A 14,571-nucleotide genomic window follows, 5' to 3' on the forward strand; every position below is an offset into this window, starting at 1 on the left:
GAGGAGAAGTATTGCGTCGGCCAGGTGACGGTCGAACAACTGAACCTGAAACCCCGTCAACCCGCCCTGACCAGCTGATCGGCACCTCCCGCACACCGGGGAAACCTCATGGCCGGTCCGGTCCGTGCCGCTGGATCCGCGCTGGTCGGACGCGGAAGCGGCCTGCCCTATGCCCAGATGAGCGCTTGGACCGGTATTCCTGAAGACGACCTGGCCCAGCAGGTCCAGGACTATCACCGCCTCATGGCTCTCTGAGCTGCTGCACGATCGCTGTCGCGAGGCTCGACGGGTCGGACCCGGGGCTCGCACGCCCGATTCCTGAATGCTGGTCTGGTGGGTGAGGGCAGCGCTGGCGGGGCGGGTTGGTCACCTGGTGGCGGGGGCGAGTTGCACGCGCATGCTGCGAGAGTTCGTCACGTGACCGCAGAGTCATTCCCGGCGGTCATGCTCTGGTACCGCCTGGCCAACGCGGGCCCTAGAACCCACGTGATGTCGTCGGATCCCGGGTCGTACGACCACCCGTCCGCTACCCGGGCGGCAACCAGCCGGTCGAGGGTGGCAGTCAGGGCGCCTTGGTGTGTCTGCTGCGCACACGCGCCCGAGTCGGTCTGCCTCGATGATGCCGTGCACGTGGCCGGGGGAGAGGTAGGTGGCCAGCGCGAGTCCGGCGAGCTGTTCTGAGGCCGACAGGCTGCGAAGCGCCGGGCAGGATGTCAGGCGCAGCGCTGCGTCGGCGGCATGGGCACGGTCCCGGCGCCCAGGGGCCTGTGTCAGGACAGCAGCGTCGAGAAGTTGCACCGCGAACCCGCGCTGCTTTGCCCAAGGCGGGTTCGTAGCCAGACGCGTGAGCCAGCCGGATTGCTCCGGCTCTTGCCAGAGAGACGAATGACGATTCATGCGCAGGCCTCGCAATAACCCTGCCGGCATCCAGAGCCGGCCGGAGACAGTTGCCCGCAGCGCGCACTGCAGAGCCAGCAGCCGCGCAGCGGCACCGACCTCGGAGGGGAGGGCGGCTGCGAGGTAGCTGAGCATTTCCTGGATCCGAACTGCCGCCCCTGGCCCGCGCTTCCGTTGCTTGCGGCGTTCTGGGAGAGCGTCGGGGTGGGGTGCCGTCGCGCGCGTCGTGGGTTCGGGGACGATGGCGCTGTGTGCGGTGGCCTGCGCGCAGGCGCTGCACCGCCCTGGCCTCGGCCACGAAGGCTGCGGGGGACTCCTCGAGACTCCGCCCGTCCAGCATCAGTACGGTGCGATCCGCTGCTGCGGCCCGCTGGGCGAAGCGTCTCAGCAGCGCCGACTTGCCGACACCGCCGGGGCCATGAATGAACAGCACTCGGCCGCCGGTGCACAGCGCCTCCTCGAAGGCAGCGAGCTCTTCCTTTCGTCCGACGAAGGCACGTTGCCTCGCGGCCTGGAGACGCCCCTCCAGGCGCCTGGCATGCTGCCCCTCGTCAACGAGCTTGCAGGGCATCGCGGATCTCCTGGGTCGTTGGTGGCACGTCGGCGTCCGGGCGGTACTCGAAGTGCCACCACTCGTTGTCGTAGATGCGGTAGAGGTCGTAGCGGGCACCGTGTTCCTCGAGCCAGCGCGCGCCCTCGAACGGGCGCACATCCAGCGCGGTGCCCTTGACGTGCCTGGATTCCGCCGGTGGCAGTACGAGCATCCGGGCCGCGGCCGGTGAGCCGACGCGGCGCACCTCCTCGTCGAACAACCGCTGCTGGACGAGGGGATCGCGGTATCCCGAGGTGAGGCCGACGAGCTGCCCATGACGCCAGAGCGCCTCAGCGCGTGCAGCGGTGAACGCCGCCCTGGCACCGTCGGTGAGCCCGGTGAGATCCTCGGCAGGAAATCGGATCCCCAACGCCCAGTGGCAGGCCAGTTCACGGGCGCGGCCGGGATCGCGGACGAACGCAACGGGGAGCAGGAGCACGGCGAGCACCACCGCAAGTACGGTGAACAGCCGGTCACGGGGCCGAAGCGGGATAACGTGTGGCTCGTTCATGCCTCCAGTCAAGGGGGCGTGATGTTGCCAGCCCGTATCCAGTTTTCGATATACCGACGATACGTACCGGCTCGTAACATCGGACTATGCGTGTATTAGTCGTCGAGGACGAACCCTACATGGCAGAGGCGATCCGCGATGGGCTGCGCCTGGAAGCGATCGCGGCCGACACCGCCGGTGACGGTGATACCGCTCTGGAACTGCTGAGCACCAACGCTTACGACATCGCCGTCCTCGACCGGGACATCCCCGGACCTACCGGTGACGAGATCGCCAAACACATCGTCGCCTCCGGCAGCGGCATGCCGATCCTCATGCTGACCGCTGCCGACCGGCTCGACGACAAGGCCACCGGGTTCGAGATCGGCGCCGACGACTACCTCACCAAGCCCTTCGAACTCCGCGAACTCGTGCTCAGGCTCAGAGCACTCGACCGCAGGCGAGCCCACAACAGACCACCTGTGCGAGAGATCGCAGGCTTACGTGTGGATCCGTTCCGCCGCGAGGTCTACCGCGAGGGCCGCTACATCGCGCTGACCAGGAAGCAGTTCGCTGTGCTCGAAGTCCTCGTCGCTGCCGAAGGCGGTGCCGTCAGCGCAGAAGAGTTGCTGGAGCGAGCGTGGGATGAGAACGCCGATCCGTTCACCAACGCCGTGCGCATCACGGTCTCGGCCCTGCGCAAACGCCTTGGCGAGCCCTGGCTGATCGCCACCGTGCTCGGGGTCGGTTACCGCATCGACGCAGGACCGGACGCCGATGACCGGGGAGCGGTGCGTGGATAGGCGTCAAGGGTTGAGCGTCCGCCTCAAGTTCACCCTCAGCTATGCCGGGTTCCTCGTGATCGCGGGCGCATTGCTGCTCGCCGCCGTGTGGGTGTTTCTTCTGCGGGGAAGGTCGAACAGCCTGGCCGTCCCCGATTGGTCCGACTTCCTACGCGTCTTCAAGCCAAGCAATTTCGGCCCAGTCGTCTTCGTCCCGGCGGGAATCCTGGCGCTGGGGTTCCTGCTGGTGTTCGGTCTCGTGGGCGGGTGGATTCTGGCCGGCCGGATGCTCGCCCCGCTGATACGCATCACCGACGCCACACACAGGGTGGCGAACGGACCGCTCTCCCACCGGATCCGCCTACCGGGCCGCCGAGATGAGTTCCGCGAACTCGCCGACTCCTTCGACACCATGCTCGCGCAGCTCGAAGCCCACGTCGCCGAACAGCAGCGATTCGCGGCCAATGCCTCTCACGAACTGCGCACCCCGCTGGCGGTCACGCAGACGCTTCTCGACGCGACCCGCAACGATCCGAACCGCGACACCTGTGAGCTTGTCGAGCGCCTCCGCGTGGTCAACACCCGAGCCATCGACCTCACTGAAGCACTGCTCCTGCTCAACCGCGCCAACCAGCGGTCATTCACCAGGGAAGACGTCGACCTGTCCCTCCTGGCGGAAGAAGCCACTGAAACGCTCCTCCCCCTGGCAGAAAAGCATGGCGTCACCATCGAAACCTCCGGCGACATGAGCACCACCATCGGCTCACAGGCGCTCCTGCTGCAGATGGTCATGAACCTTCTGCACAACGCGATCGGCCACAACCTGCCTGAACAGGGCACCGTATGGGTGCATACCAGCGTCCGCCCCGACACTGTTGTGCTCACTGTCGAGAACACTGGCGAGAAGCTCACCTCACAGCTGGTCTCGACACTCACCGAGCCATTCCAGCGCGGCACCGAACGCATACACAGCAGCCACGCAGGTGTCGGCCTCGGCCTGGCCATCGTCAAGACCATCACCCAGGCACACGAGGGAACCCTCACCCTCACCCCCCGCCCCGCCGGCGGGCTCCGCGTCACGGTGCAACTGCCCGCCGCGCCAGCGCACACACAAACAGATGGCGATCAGGCCTGAAGAACGTCCGAATCTCACAGGGGAAACCCGCTGCCTGCTCACGCCCGAACTACGCCGGTCGCTGCTTCCACGCCCACTTCGCGTCTCGCCCGCCGAGTTCTGCCACCGACAGGCCGCCTCAGCCTCGATGGGATATGGAGACGTCGAATGCCTTACTAAGCAGGCGATTCAGCGGCAGATCCCATTCGCCGAGATACTCCAAGGCTTCGCCGCCGGTGCCGACCTTGAACTGGATCAGGCCCAGGTGCAGGAAGTTGTCGTCCACGGCGCCGGTGATGCCGCGCAGGTCGTGGACCGTACATCCGGCAGCCAGAGCATCAGTGATCATCTTCCGCTGCACGGCGTTCGACCCACATACCTCCCGTTCGGCCGTGGCGGAGGCGCCGTAGCTGTACCAGGCGTGTTCTCCGACCCGGGCCCGCAGCTCGCAGCACTCCAGATGCGGGCCACCGCCGTCGACCCGATGCGTAGGGCGAAGGTGCCAGAGTGCTTCAGGTGGTCCACCAATGGGTCGAGCCAGCCGGCCAGATCATCCGAGGCCCAGTCGATCACCGGCCCTTCGGGCAGGTACGCCAGCGATGTCTTGAACCCGGGCAGCCGCCACCGCAGGTTGGGTCGCGTTGGACGAGGCGTGATCGCTCACCGTGATGGCACGTACCCGAAAAGCCACAGCCGCTCCTACCTGTCGTCCATCGGTCGACCTACCAGCACATCGTGGGGTCCGGACGCGAGCGCGGCGGCGACCTTGTCGAGGCGCGCCCCGCGGGAGGCCTTGACGAGCACCACATCGCCGGCAGTGAGCCGACCGCGCAGCCACTCGACGGCCGCGGCGTTGTCGGCCAGCGCCACCGCCCGCTCTCCGGCACCGTCGGCGAGCGGCCGGGTGCCGACCGCGACCACCACGTCGGCCCGGGAGGCGGCGTACTCCCCGATGGCGCGGTGCTCGGCCTCGTTGTCGTCGCCGAGTTCGAGCATTTCGCCGAGGACGGCGATGCGGCGCCCGCCCTCGAACGCCGCCAGCGCGTCCAGGGCGGCGCGGGTCGAGTCGGGGTCGGCGTTGAAGGAGTCGTTGAGCAGCGTTGCGCCGCCGACGAGGTCACGTAGTTCCAAGCGCCACTTCGACAGCGAGACCGTGGGCAGCGCTGCCGCGGCCCCATCGAGGGGAACGCCGGCCGCCAGCCCTGCCGCCGCGGCAGCCGACGCGTTGAGCGTCTGGTGAGTGCCCACGAGCGGCAGCCCGACGCGAGCCGAGGTGGCGGCGGTCCGCAGTGTGAAGGACGGCCGGGCGAGCCGGTCAAGGACTATGTCGAGTACGCGAACGTCGGCGTGTTCCGCCTGGCCGAACGTCAGCACCGGGCAGTCGGTGAGCGAGCGCATCGCGACCACCCGGGGATCGTCGGCGCTCAGGACCGCGGTGCCGCCGGGCGCCAGACCCTGCACCAGCTCACCCTTGGCCTGGGCGGTTGCCTCGCGCGACCCGAGATGGCTGAGGTGGGCCTGGCCGACGTTGAGGACGACACCGACGTCGGGCGCGACCAGGCCGGTGAGTTTGGAGATGTCGCCGATGCGGCGGACTCCCATCTCAAGGACGAGGAACCGGGTGGCCGCGTTGGAACGCAGCATGGTGAGCGGCACGCCGAGGTCGTTGTTGAGCGAGCCGATCGTGGCGATCGTCGGCGCGGCGCTCGACAGCACGGCCGCCAGCAGGTCCTTGGTGCTGGTCTTGCCGCGGGATCCGGTCACCCCGACGACAGTCAGCCCGTCGCGCAGCCGTGCCACGACGTGGGTGGCGAGCGCCTGCAACGCGGCCTTGGCGTCCTCGACCACGACGGTCGGTAGCGCCGTGGGCCGGGAGCCGAGCACGGCCACCGCGCCGGCCCGGCCGGCCTGGATGGCGTAGTCGTGGCCGTCGACGTGTTCGCCGGCGAAGGCCACGAAGAGGCCGCCCGGCTCGGCCTGCCGGCCGTCGAGCACGGCCGGCGCGGTCACTGTCACGGCGCCGTCGCCCTCGACCGTCCCGCCGACAACTGTGGCGATCTCACCGAGGCTGAGCGGGATCATGCCCGGACCACGCAAGGATCGGCGAAGCACATCAACAACCGTCCGGTCGCTGTGCTGGCGATCGGGGGCGGGCTGGCGAAGTAGAGGATGGCAGAGGCTGATTCGCTGGAACTCATGCCTTCCAGTCAAGAGAGCGTGGTGTTGCCGGCGCGTATGCAGTTTTCGATACGTCGACGATATGTATGTTGCCGGCCGCTACAGGCGCAGGACGATGCTCGTCCTGATCTTCAAGGACGAGTCCCCAGCCCGTAGAGGTGCCGGCGAGGCGAATGCACAACACGCTGCGTGTCGCCCGCAGAGCTCCGGTCGATCCCACGGGCGAAGCCAGCGCGGCCGACCAGCCGCATCCATGCTCGCGCAGGGTGTTGGCCGGCAACGTATCGTCGGCGTATCAAAAAATGCATACGCGCTGGCAACACCACGCTCTCTTGACTGGAAGGCATGAGTTCCAGCGGACCAACACGAGCAGCGGCGTGCAACACCCGAGCGCCAGCGTCGCCCTCACGGGCTGTCTCGGCAACGGGAATCACAGTCTATGGGTGCGAGCAGGACGAGGCCCTTCTATTCCGAGAAATGGCACCTCGCTTTGGCATGGCGCCAACCATCACAAAGGAAGCGGTATCTGAAGCCAATATCGACCTGGCAGTCGGGAACCGATGCATCAGCATCGGCCACAAGACGCACGTCACCCGTGCCACACTCAGCGCACTGAGCCGCGCCGGTGTGGAGTATCTCTCCACACGAAGCGTCGGATGCAACCACATCGACGTGAGCTACGCGGACAGCGTCGGTATCTCCGTCGGAAACGTGGCGTATTCTCCCGACAGCGTTGCCGACTACACGCTGATGCTGATGCTGATGGCCGTGCGCCACGCGAAGGCCACCGTCCGCCGCACCGATGCTCATGACTACCGGCTGAGTGAGATACGCGGCAAAGAGCTGCGCGACCTGACTGTCGGAGTGGTCGGCACGGGGCGTATCGGCACAGCAGTCATCGACCGATTGCGAGGCTTCGGCTGCCGCGTGCTGGCCTACGACAATCGCCCCAAGACCCCCGCCGATTACACGCCGATCGACGAGCTGCTTCAGCACAGCGACATTGTCACGCTCCACACCCCGCTCACCGCAGAAACCCGCCATCTCGTCGATCGCCGACGTATCGACCAGATGAAACACGGCGCGTTCATCGTCAACACCGGACGCGGGCCACTCATCGATACCGAAGCCCTTCTATCGGCATTGGAGAACGGCAGATTGGGCGGCGCGGCGCTGGACGTCCTCGACGGCGAAGAAGGAATCTTCTACACCGACTGCCGGAACAAGCCCATAGAGAACCGCCAGCTGTTGCGACTACAGGATCTGCCGAATGTGCTCATCAGCCCGCACACGGCCTATTACACCGACCACGCGCTGAGCGAGACCATCAGAAACAGCCTCATCAACTGCCTCAACTTTGAAAGCGGGAAAACATGGACAGGTTGAAGATCGGCGTCATCTTCGGGGGCTCTTCCGAAGAACACCCCGTCTCCGTCAAGTCCGCCCAAGAGGTCGCAAAGAACCTCGACACCGGTAAATACGAGCCGTACTGGATCGGCATCACGCAGTCCGGTGCCTGGCAGCTCTGCGACTCCCCTGGCACAGACTGGGAGAACACCGACGCTCGGCCGGTCATGCTGTCACCCGACCGAAGCGTCCACGGACTGCTCGTCCTGGAACAGGACCGATTCGAAGTGATCCGTCTGGACCTCGTGCTGCCCGTCCTGCACGGCACACTCGGCGAAGACGGGGCGATCCAGGGCCTGTTGGAGCTCTCTGGCGTCCCCTATGCAGGCTGCGATATCCAGAGCTCTGCCATCTGCATGGACAAATCCCTGACCTACGCCGTCGCCAAGAGCGCGGGCATCGCCACGCCAAATTTCCGGGTGGTCGCGGGAGACGAGAAGGTCGACGCCGAACAGCTTCCTTATCCCGTCTTCGTGAAGCCGGCCCGTTCGGGCTCATCCTTCGGCGTCAGCAAAGTCGCCGGAGCAGAGGACTTGCCGAGCGCGCTGGAGGCCGCACGGCAGTACGACTCGAAGGTCCTGATCGAAGAGGCCGTGGCCGGGAGCGAGGTCGGCTGCGCGATCCTGGGGGACCCATCCAACCCGATCGCGGGCGAGGTGGACCGCGTAGCCCTCTCCCACGGATTCTTCAGGATCCACCAGGAGGAGTCACCCGAGAGTGGTTCGGAGAACTCGACGTTCATCGTTCCCGCCGACATCTCCGAAGAATCGCGTCGGCTCGTCCAAGAGAGCGCCAAGACCATCTACCGCACACTGGGCTGCCAGGGGCTTGCCCGCGTGGACGTGTTCCTCCAGGACGACGGCCAGGTGGTACTCAACGAAGTCAACACCTTTCCCGGCATGACCTCCTACAGCCGCTATCCCCGGATGATGGGCGCCGCAGGAATGCCGCTTTCCGACGTCATCGACCGGCTCGTGTCAATGACACTGCACCGGAAAAAGCGATGAACGGCGACTTCGGGTACCTGGACGAGCTGGTGCCCGGCATCCGTTGGGATGCCAAGTACGCCACCGGGGACAACTTCACCGGAAAGCCGGTAGACGGATACCTGGTGAATCGGATAGTCGGCACCAGAGCCTTGTGCGCAGCCCTGGGGCGAGCGCAGGAAAAAGCCGCGTCCCGCGGCTTCGGCTTGCTTGTCTGGGACGGATACCGTCCGCAACGCGCCGTCGACTGCTTCATGCGCTGGTCCGAACAGTCGGAGGACGGCCGGAAAAAGCAGCGGCACTACCCCAATATCGACAGGTCCGAGCTTTTCGACAAGGGATACGTGGCTGCCAAGTCAGGCCACAGCCGCGGCAGTTCCGTCGACTTGACGCTCTACACCCTTGCCACCGGAGAAAATGCTTGCATGGGTGGTGACCACGACCTCATGGACTCGATCTCACATCATGGAGCAGCAGGAATAAGACCCATCGAAGCGGAAAACCGCGAGCACCTTTGCTCCGTAATGGAGGACTGCGGATTTGCTCGCTACGCCTGCGAGTGGTGGCACTACACGCTGGAAAGCGAGCCTTACTCAGATGTCTATTTCGACTTTCCCATCACATGATGGAAGCCTCCCTTACGTCTCACAGTGGGGAAGCCTGGACCGGAACGACGAGGTCGTCATGCGGCGTGCCGCCCCATCCAGGATCGACGTCTTCCTGAGGCGCACCGATCCATCGCAACTGCACGACTGGACCTCCGACGGGTACCACTCGCGCGAGGAGTACCTGTTCTGGTCCCGCAAAGTCTGCGGCTTGGCATGTCTGCAGTCCCTGCTCCACGGCTGGACGGACACCCGACTGCTGATGCGTGAACTCCTTGCGCTGGCCCTCGACTGGGGTTGCTACGTGGTGGAACCCCAGGGCAAGGTCCAAGGACTGATATACCGGCCATTCATGGCTTGGGTCAGCTCACACTTCGGATTCAAATGCCAACTGGTCGAGAACACACCGATTCAAGCATCCGCCCGAGCGGTGCGCCCCGGGCAAGCCCTGATCGCTTCAGTGTCTCCTGAGATTCGCGACCCAAGCACCTATAAACCGCGGCGGGGAGGGCATCTTGTGCTGGTTCATGAGGTCCATGGCGGGACGGTGCGGTTCCATAATCCGTCGGGCTACTCCCACAATGCGGACTCCGCATCGCTGCCCATGCGCGTATTCGAGCGCTTCCACGCAGGACGAGGAATCCTGGTCAGTGTGACACCGTGAGGCCAGGCGAACCGGCACCGCGCGCCGCTGCGAGCGCACGATTGAGGGTCTGCTGAGCCGGCATCAGCCCGGCCCGGGCGGGCGCGGGAGGAGTGTGGTCCCTCACGGCCCGTCCCCCGAGCCGTGGTCGGCCTGAAAGAGCTCCAGTTGAGCTTCTTCGGCGCTGCCGCTGCGGGCTGGAGACCGCTTCGGCGATTGACGTCCTGCGGTGGGACTGCCACGGTATCTGCGGACGACCCGCCAGGACGTCAGGCGGGCGGCGCCGCGCTCGACCGGTGCCCGGGCCCGCCGGGGGCCCCGGTGACGCCCGCGCTCAGCCAGGGGCCGGCGCCCTGGGTCGGCGGGATCGGCCAGGACGGAAACGGCCTGGCCCTCACAGATGCGGATGATCCGGTGAGTGCGGGCGCGGTCAGGTCGTGAGCCCGGCCCGACAGCGTGCGGGCGGAATACCCCACGACGGTCGCTGAGATGTACCACGGGGATCGGGCCGCCCCCCCCGTACACGGCCTTCTCCACACCCAGCTCCACCGGCCGGTCCGTGTTGTCGGACCGGTCCGACCCCTGCGGTACGGCGATCATCGGGGCCCTGTTCGCGGCGGTGCCTCACTGCAGTCGGGGCCGACCACTTCGGTGGTGGGCTGCACGACCCTCGGGATCAGGACCAGGGCTTGTTCCGGGCTGCCCGGCATGAAGGTGAAAGCCGGCCGCCCGGTGACTGCCCGCACCTGCACCCCGTGCCGGCGGCGCGTGGGGGAGCAGTCCGCGCGTGAGACTGCGACCCGGTCGCACTCGGCGAGGGCGCCGCCCGGCAGAGGGTCGAGTACGGCAGGACAGATGACCAACGAGGCCCCCCGGGCAGCATGATGGAGACATCAGACATCTCGATCAACAGCCCCGGGGCCTCGCTCGTGGCGGCTCGCAGACCGTCACTTGACGCGGCCACCTCGAAGAGGCTCACCGTCGGCAAAAGCGGGATCACGTCACGGCGGCAAGCCGACGAGCCCCGGGGCGAGAGGGTGATCGCGGTGGTCCCCCGCGCCGCGGCAGCCGTGCGGCACGGACACAGACAGATGCGTCCAAGTGCCCGAAGTCTTCAGTTGGACTCACTCGTGGACATCGACTTGGTTCAGCACGATTGAGATTCGCTGACTTCGTGAGCCGTGTGAGAGGGGCACCTGCGTGGGAATCGTGTTGCGCTACCAGGGGGTGAGGAAGAGCGATGACGATCCCGATCCCTGGCGGACCACGATCCACCCGGGGACGGTGCGCCGAGTGCTCGCCTGCTTCCGCCCGCACATCCGCATGGTGGCGCTCTTCGTCGTAGTCGCCACGATGGAGGCGCTGACCGTCGCCGCAACTCCCTTGCTGCTGAGGGAGCTCGTCGACAACGGCATCGTCAAGAATGATCGCGGGGTCGTGATCTTGACGGCCTGCCTGGCCGTCGGCCTTGCCGTGCTGGGCGCGGGGTTGTCGCTGGTGTCCGCCTACATCTCCGGGCGGATCGGGCAGGTGGTCAGCTACGACCTCCGGGTTCAGGCGCTCGACCACGTCCGGCGGCTGCCGCTCGCGTTCTTCACCCGCACCCAGACGGGGGTGCTGGTCGGCCGGCTGCACACCGAACTGATCATGGCACAGCAGCAGTTCAGCGGCTTGCTGATGGCGGCCACCAGTGCGGTCATGGTCGTGGTGGTGCTGGCCGAGCTGTTCTACCTGTCGTGGCTTGTCGGCGTCATCACGCTGGCGCTGGTTCCGATATTCATCGTGCCCTGGGTTCACGTGGGGCGGGTGATACAGCGGCGCACCCAACGGCAGATGGACGAGAACGCCGGCCTCGGCGGACGGCTGCAGGAGCGGTTCAACGTACAGGGGGCGATGCTCTCCAAGCTCTTCGGCCGTCCGGACGAGGAGATGGCCGAATACGCGGATCGTGCCAATAGGATCCGCAAGATCGGCGTGAACCTTGCCGTCTGGGGCCGGATGGCCTTCGTGATGATGACGCTGATGGCCTCGCTCTTCCGCTATCCCACCGCGGAGGAGGTCTCACTGGCGTCTCTGGAGCATCTGCGGACCGATCGCGAGCACGGGAAAGCGGCGCCGGATGTCCTGCGCGACGTGAGTTTTCACGTGCAGGCCGGAACCCTCACCGCAGAACTCCCGCCTGGGGCGGCTGTCCCTGGTCGCCGCCTCGATCGACGACGCGGCGGCCTGGTGCTTCCTGGCCACGCTGACGGCCGTGCACACCGGTTCCGGGGCCGCCGACGCTCTGCCCGTGATCGGCTACAGCATCCTGTTCACCGCCGTGATGCTGCTCGGAGTGTCCCGGCTGCTGCGGCCGCTGGCGCGGCACGTCGGCCGACAGGGCACGCTGAGCCCCGGCGTGATGTACGTCGTCGTCATCGTCCCGATCGTCTGCGGATACCTCACCGACCTGATCGGGATCTACTCGGTCTTCGGCGGCTTCATCGCCGGCCTGGCCATGCCCCGTGACCCGCAGTTCCGCCAAGCGCTGCACAGCCGGATGATGGATACCGTCTCCACGCTACTGCTGCCCGTCTTCTTCGCCCTGTCCGGCCTCACCACCGACCTGCGGAGCATCTCGGCCGACACCCTGCTGTTCGGCGTCGCCGCGCTCCTGGCGGGACTCGCGGGCAAATACTTCGGCAGCACCCTGGCCATGAAGACACTCCGCTTCAGTTGGCGCGAGGCATTCGCTGTGGGAGGACTGATGAACGCCCGCGGCATGATGATCATCATCTTCATCAACATCGGCTTGGCGCAGGGCCTGATCACCAAGCCGGTGTTCTCCGTTCTCGTCATGGTCGCCGTCATCACGAGCACCCCAGCCCTGCCGCTGTACCGCCGGGCGCTCCCGAAACACCTGGAGATGCACTCGGCAGCGAAGCGCCCACTCCGGCGCCGGCACCACGCCCCCTGACGACAACCGACATGCACTGATGTGCAAGTACCCGCCGGAGGTCCAGACCCATGGTCGGGCCGAGGACATCCCGGCAGCCACCGGCTGGTGGCGGCCAGAACCAGATAGTGAGCCGCCGGGTGGTGACATATCGTCGGCGTATCGAGAATCGCATACGCCCGGGCAACACCCTGCTGCATTGACTGGTGGCATGTCCTTCAACCCCTCCAGCGAACCAATGCGACCTGCAGCCCGGAATCCGGTCGTCAGGCCGATCAGCGCCGCCGAGCATATGGCGTTCGTGCGGGCCCAGCGGTCGGTCAGCTTTCTGCAGACCCCGGCGTGGGGCCGCGTCAAGACCGAGTGGCGCAGCGAGTCCCTCGGCTGGTTCGAGGGTCGGCGCCTGGTTGGTGCTGGGCTCGTACTGCACCGCCCGGTGCCGCGGCTCGACCGCTTCACGCTGGCGTATCTACCCGAGGGCCCGGTCATCGACTGGAGCGGCGAGATCGGTGCTTGGCTCGATCCGCTGGCGATCCATCTCAAGGCCCACGGCGCGTTCGCGATCCGGCTCGGCCCGCCGGTGCGCACACACACCTGGAGCGCCGCCCAGGTCAAGGAGGGCATCGCCGACCCGGGCAGCAAACGGCTCACCGACATCTCCGGCCACTGGGCCGACCCGGTCGGTGCCCGCGTGGCCAGCTGGTTCCGGGACGCCGGCTGGCTGCCGCAGAGCCCGGAGGACGGGTTCGGGGTCGGGCATCCACAGTTCAAGTACGAGATCCCGATGGTAGGCAGGACCGAGGACGAGCTGCTCAGGGGTATGAACCAGCAGTGGCGTCGCAACATCAAGAAGGCGGCTAAGGAGGGCGTCGAGGTCACGGTCAGCGACAGGGGCCCGGAGGACCTCAAGGCGTTTCACGACCTCTACGTCCACACCGCCGAGCGCGACCACTTCACACCCCGGCCGCTGCGCTACTTCGAGACCATGTTCGCGGCGCTGAGTGCCGAGGACCCCGAGCGGATCAAGCTCTACCTGGCCCGCCATCAGGGCGACTTGGCCGCCGCTACTCTCCTGGTCCGCGTCGGCACCCACGCCGTGTACGCCTATGGCGCCTCCTCCACCGCGAAGCGCGAGGTGCGCGGCTCCAACGCCTGCCAGTGGGCGATGATCCGCGACTCGCTCGCGGCCGGCTGCGACGTCTACGATCTGCGTGGCATCACCCCCACCCTCGACGCCGACGACCCGCACGTCGGCCTTGTCCAGTTCAAAGTCGGCACCGGCGGCCAGGCGATGCGGTACATCGGCGAGTGGGACCTGCCGCTGCGACCGATGGTTTACCGGGCCTTCGATCTTTATATGAGGCGGCGCGGACGCTGAACCGCACACACGACTCGATCGGTGCGGCGGTCACGACGACTCCCCGAGCCGGATCGCTGCCGCGGGGCATATCGTGGCCGACTCGCGTACGGCGTCATGGAGTTCGGAGGGCGGAGTGTCATCGAGGAGTTCGACCATGCCGTCCTCGTCCCGCTGGTCGAAGACGTCGGGGCGAGCATCACGCACTGGCCCGAGGCAACACACCTGGGAACGTCGACCTCAACACGCATCATGGTTCTTCCCTGTTTCTCTGTGCGGGGCCCGTCACCAGATGACGGGTATTTACTCGACGCCGTAGACGATGGAGCCCTGCCTGAAGTCGATCTCCCTCCGGGGCACGGCAATCTTCAGGTCGGGAGGTGCCGGAAGAGCTCGGGCAGGACGATCCGCAGTTCGGTACGGGGCGGGCACTGGAAGGGCCGGGGATGACTCCGTTGCGCGAAGGGGACTTGGGAAGGTCACCTCCGCAACGGAGAAGCTTCGTTGCGTGTGGTTGCGCATCCATCCATCATCGTCTCGCTACTGTGACCTGCGCACTCACGAGATCCCCGGGGCTTTGCAATC

Annotated in this window: 11 protein-coding genes and 4 pseudogenes; 9 read left to right on the forward strand and 6 right to left on the reverse strand. The window is 66.5% G+C overall.

What is annotated here, in order from left to right:
- Positions 1-562: 562 nt before the first annotated feature.
- Together OHA19_RS00735 and vanY-N are read right to left on the reverse strand one after the other, a co-directional pair.
- Positions 563-1,468, reverse strand: a complete 906-nt coding sequence (locus OHA19_RS00735) for an ATP-binding protein (RefSeq protein ID WP_405748982.1) — start codon at positions 1,466-1,468, stop codon at positions 563-565.
- Positions 1,449-2,000 carry a D,D-peptidase/D,D-carboxypeptidase VanY-N gene (gene vanY-N, locus OHA19_RS00740; RefSeq protein WP_266694172.1) on the reverse strand — a complete coding sequence of 184 codons (552 nt, stop codon included), beginning with the start codon at positions 1,998-2,000 and terminating at the stop codon, positions 1,449-1,451. The genes OHA19_RS00735 and vanY-N overlap by 20 nt, the downstream gene beginning before the upstream one ends.
- Positions 2,001-2,086: 86 nt before the next feature.
- Between vanY-N and OHA19_RS00745 the strand changes: the two genes are divergently transcribed.
- Positions 2,087-2,782, forward strand: coding sequence for a response regulator transcription factor (locus OHA19_RS00745; protein ID WP_317865726.1), 696 nt, complete (start codon positions 2,087-2,089; stop codon positions 2,780-2,782).
- Positions 2,775-3,896 (forward strand): sensor histidine kinase, encoded by a 1,122-nt coding sequence (locus OHA19_RS00750; protein ID WP_405720987.1) that lies wholly within the window; start codon positions 2,775-2,777, stop codon positions 3,894-3,896. The genes OHA19_RS00745 and OHA19_RS00750 overlap by 8 nt, the downstream gene beginning before the upstream one ends.
- 118 nt (positions 3,897-4,014) lie before the next feature.
- On the opposite strand, the pseudogene OHA19_RS00755 reads toward OHA19_RS00750, so the two are convergent.
- A pseudogene (locus tag OHA19_RS00755) lies at positions 4,015-4,308 on the reverse strand (peptidoglycan bridge formation glycyltransferase FemA/FemB family protein); the annotation flags it as partial.
- A gap of 266 nt (positions 4,309-4,574) precedes the next feature.
- Positions 4,575-5,957, reverse strand: a complete 1,383-nt coding sequence (murF, locus tag OHA19_RS00760) for a UDP-N-acetylmuramoyl-tripeptide--D-alanyl-D-alanine ligase (RefSeq protein WP_405720984.1) — start codon at positions 5,955-5,957, stop codon at positions 4,575-4,577.
- Positions 5,958-6,398: 441 nt separating this feature from the next.
- On the opposite strand from murF, the gene vanH reads away from it, so the two are divergent.
- The 4 genes from vanH to OHA19_RS00780 are packed head-to-tail and all read left to right on the forward strand — an operon-like array spanning position 6,399 to position 9,715.
- Positions 6,399-7,439, forward strand: a complete 1,041-nt coding sequence (vanH, locus tag OHA19_RS00765) for a D-lactate dehydrogenase VanH (protein WP_405748985.1) — start codon at positions 6,399-6,401, stop codon at positions 7,437-7,439.
- Complete coding sequence (gene vanA, locus OHA19_RS00770; RefSeq protein ID WP_405720978.1) at positions 7,427-8,467, forward strand: D-alanine--(R)-lactate ligase; 1,041 nt, start codon at positions 7,427-7,429, stop codon at positions 8,465-8,467. Before vanH ends, vanA begins: the two co-directional genes overlap by 13 nt.
- Positions 8,464-9,072, forward strand: a complete 609-nt coding sequence (vanX, locus tag OHA19_RS00775; RefSeq protein WP_266694163.1) for a D-Ala-D-Ala dipeptidase VanX — start codon at positions 8,464-8,466, stop codon at positions 9,070-9,072. The genes vanA and vanX overlap by 4 nt, the downstream gene beginning before the upstream one ends.
- Positions 9,044-9,715, forward strand: coding sequence for a hypothetical protein (locus tag OHA19_RS00780; RefSeq protein WP_405720975.1), 672 nt, complete (start codon positions 9,044-9,046; stop codon positions 9,713-9,715). Before vanX ends, OHA19_RS00780 begins: the two co-directional genes overlap by 29 nt.
- 160 nt (positions 9,716-9,875) lie before the next feature.
- On the opposite strand, the pseudogene OHA19_RS00785 reads toward OHA19_RS00780, so the two are convergent.
- Positions 9,876-10,149 (reverse strand): annotated as a pseudogene (locus tag OHA19_RS00785) (IS5/IS1182 family transposase); the annotation flags it as partial.
- An 868-nt stretch (positions 10,150-11,017) separates the two neighbouring features.
- On the opposite strand from OHA19_RS00785, the pseudogene OHA19_RS00790 reads away from it, so the two are divergent.
- From OHA19_RS00790 to OHA19_RS00800, 3 genes and pseudogenes are all read left to right on the forward strand, one after another.
- Positions 11,018-11,716, forward strand: a pseudogene (locus tag OHA19_RS00790) (ABC transporter transmembrane domain-containing protein); the annotation flags it as partial.
- 187 nt (positions 11,717-11,903) lie between these two features.
- A complete protein-coding gene (locus tag OHA19_RS00795; protein WP_405753184.1) occupies positions 11,904-12,650 on the forward strand; it encodes a cation:proton antiporter in 747 nt (248 codons plus the stop codon).
- A 217-nt stretch (positions 12,651-12,867) separates the two neighbouring features.
- Positions 12,868-14,007 carry a lipid II:glycine glycyltransferase FemX gene (locus OHA19_RS00800; protein WP_405720974.1) on the forward strand — a complete coding sequence of 380 codons (1,140 nt, stop codon included), beginning with the start codon at positions 12,868-12,870 and terminating at the stop codon, positions 14,005-14,007.
- A 30-nt stretch (positions 14,008-14,037) separates the two neighbouring features.
- On the opposite strand, the pseudogene OHA19_RS00805 reads toward OHA19_RS00800, so the two are convergent.
- Positions 14,038-14,237, reverse strand: a pseudogene (locus OHA19_RS00805) (ferredoxin).
- Between the last annotated feature and the right edge of the window lie 334 nt (positions 14,238-14,571).

The organism is Streptomyces sp. NBC_00012 (assembly GCF_045040875.1).
Lineage (GTDB): Bacteria > Actinomycetota > Actinomycetes > Streptomycetales > Streptomycetaceae > Streptomyces.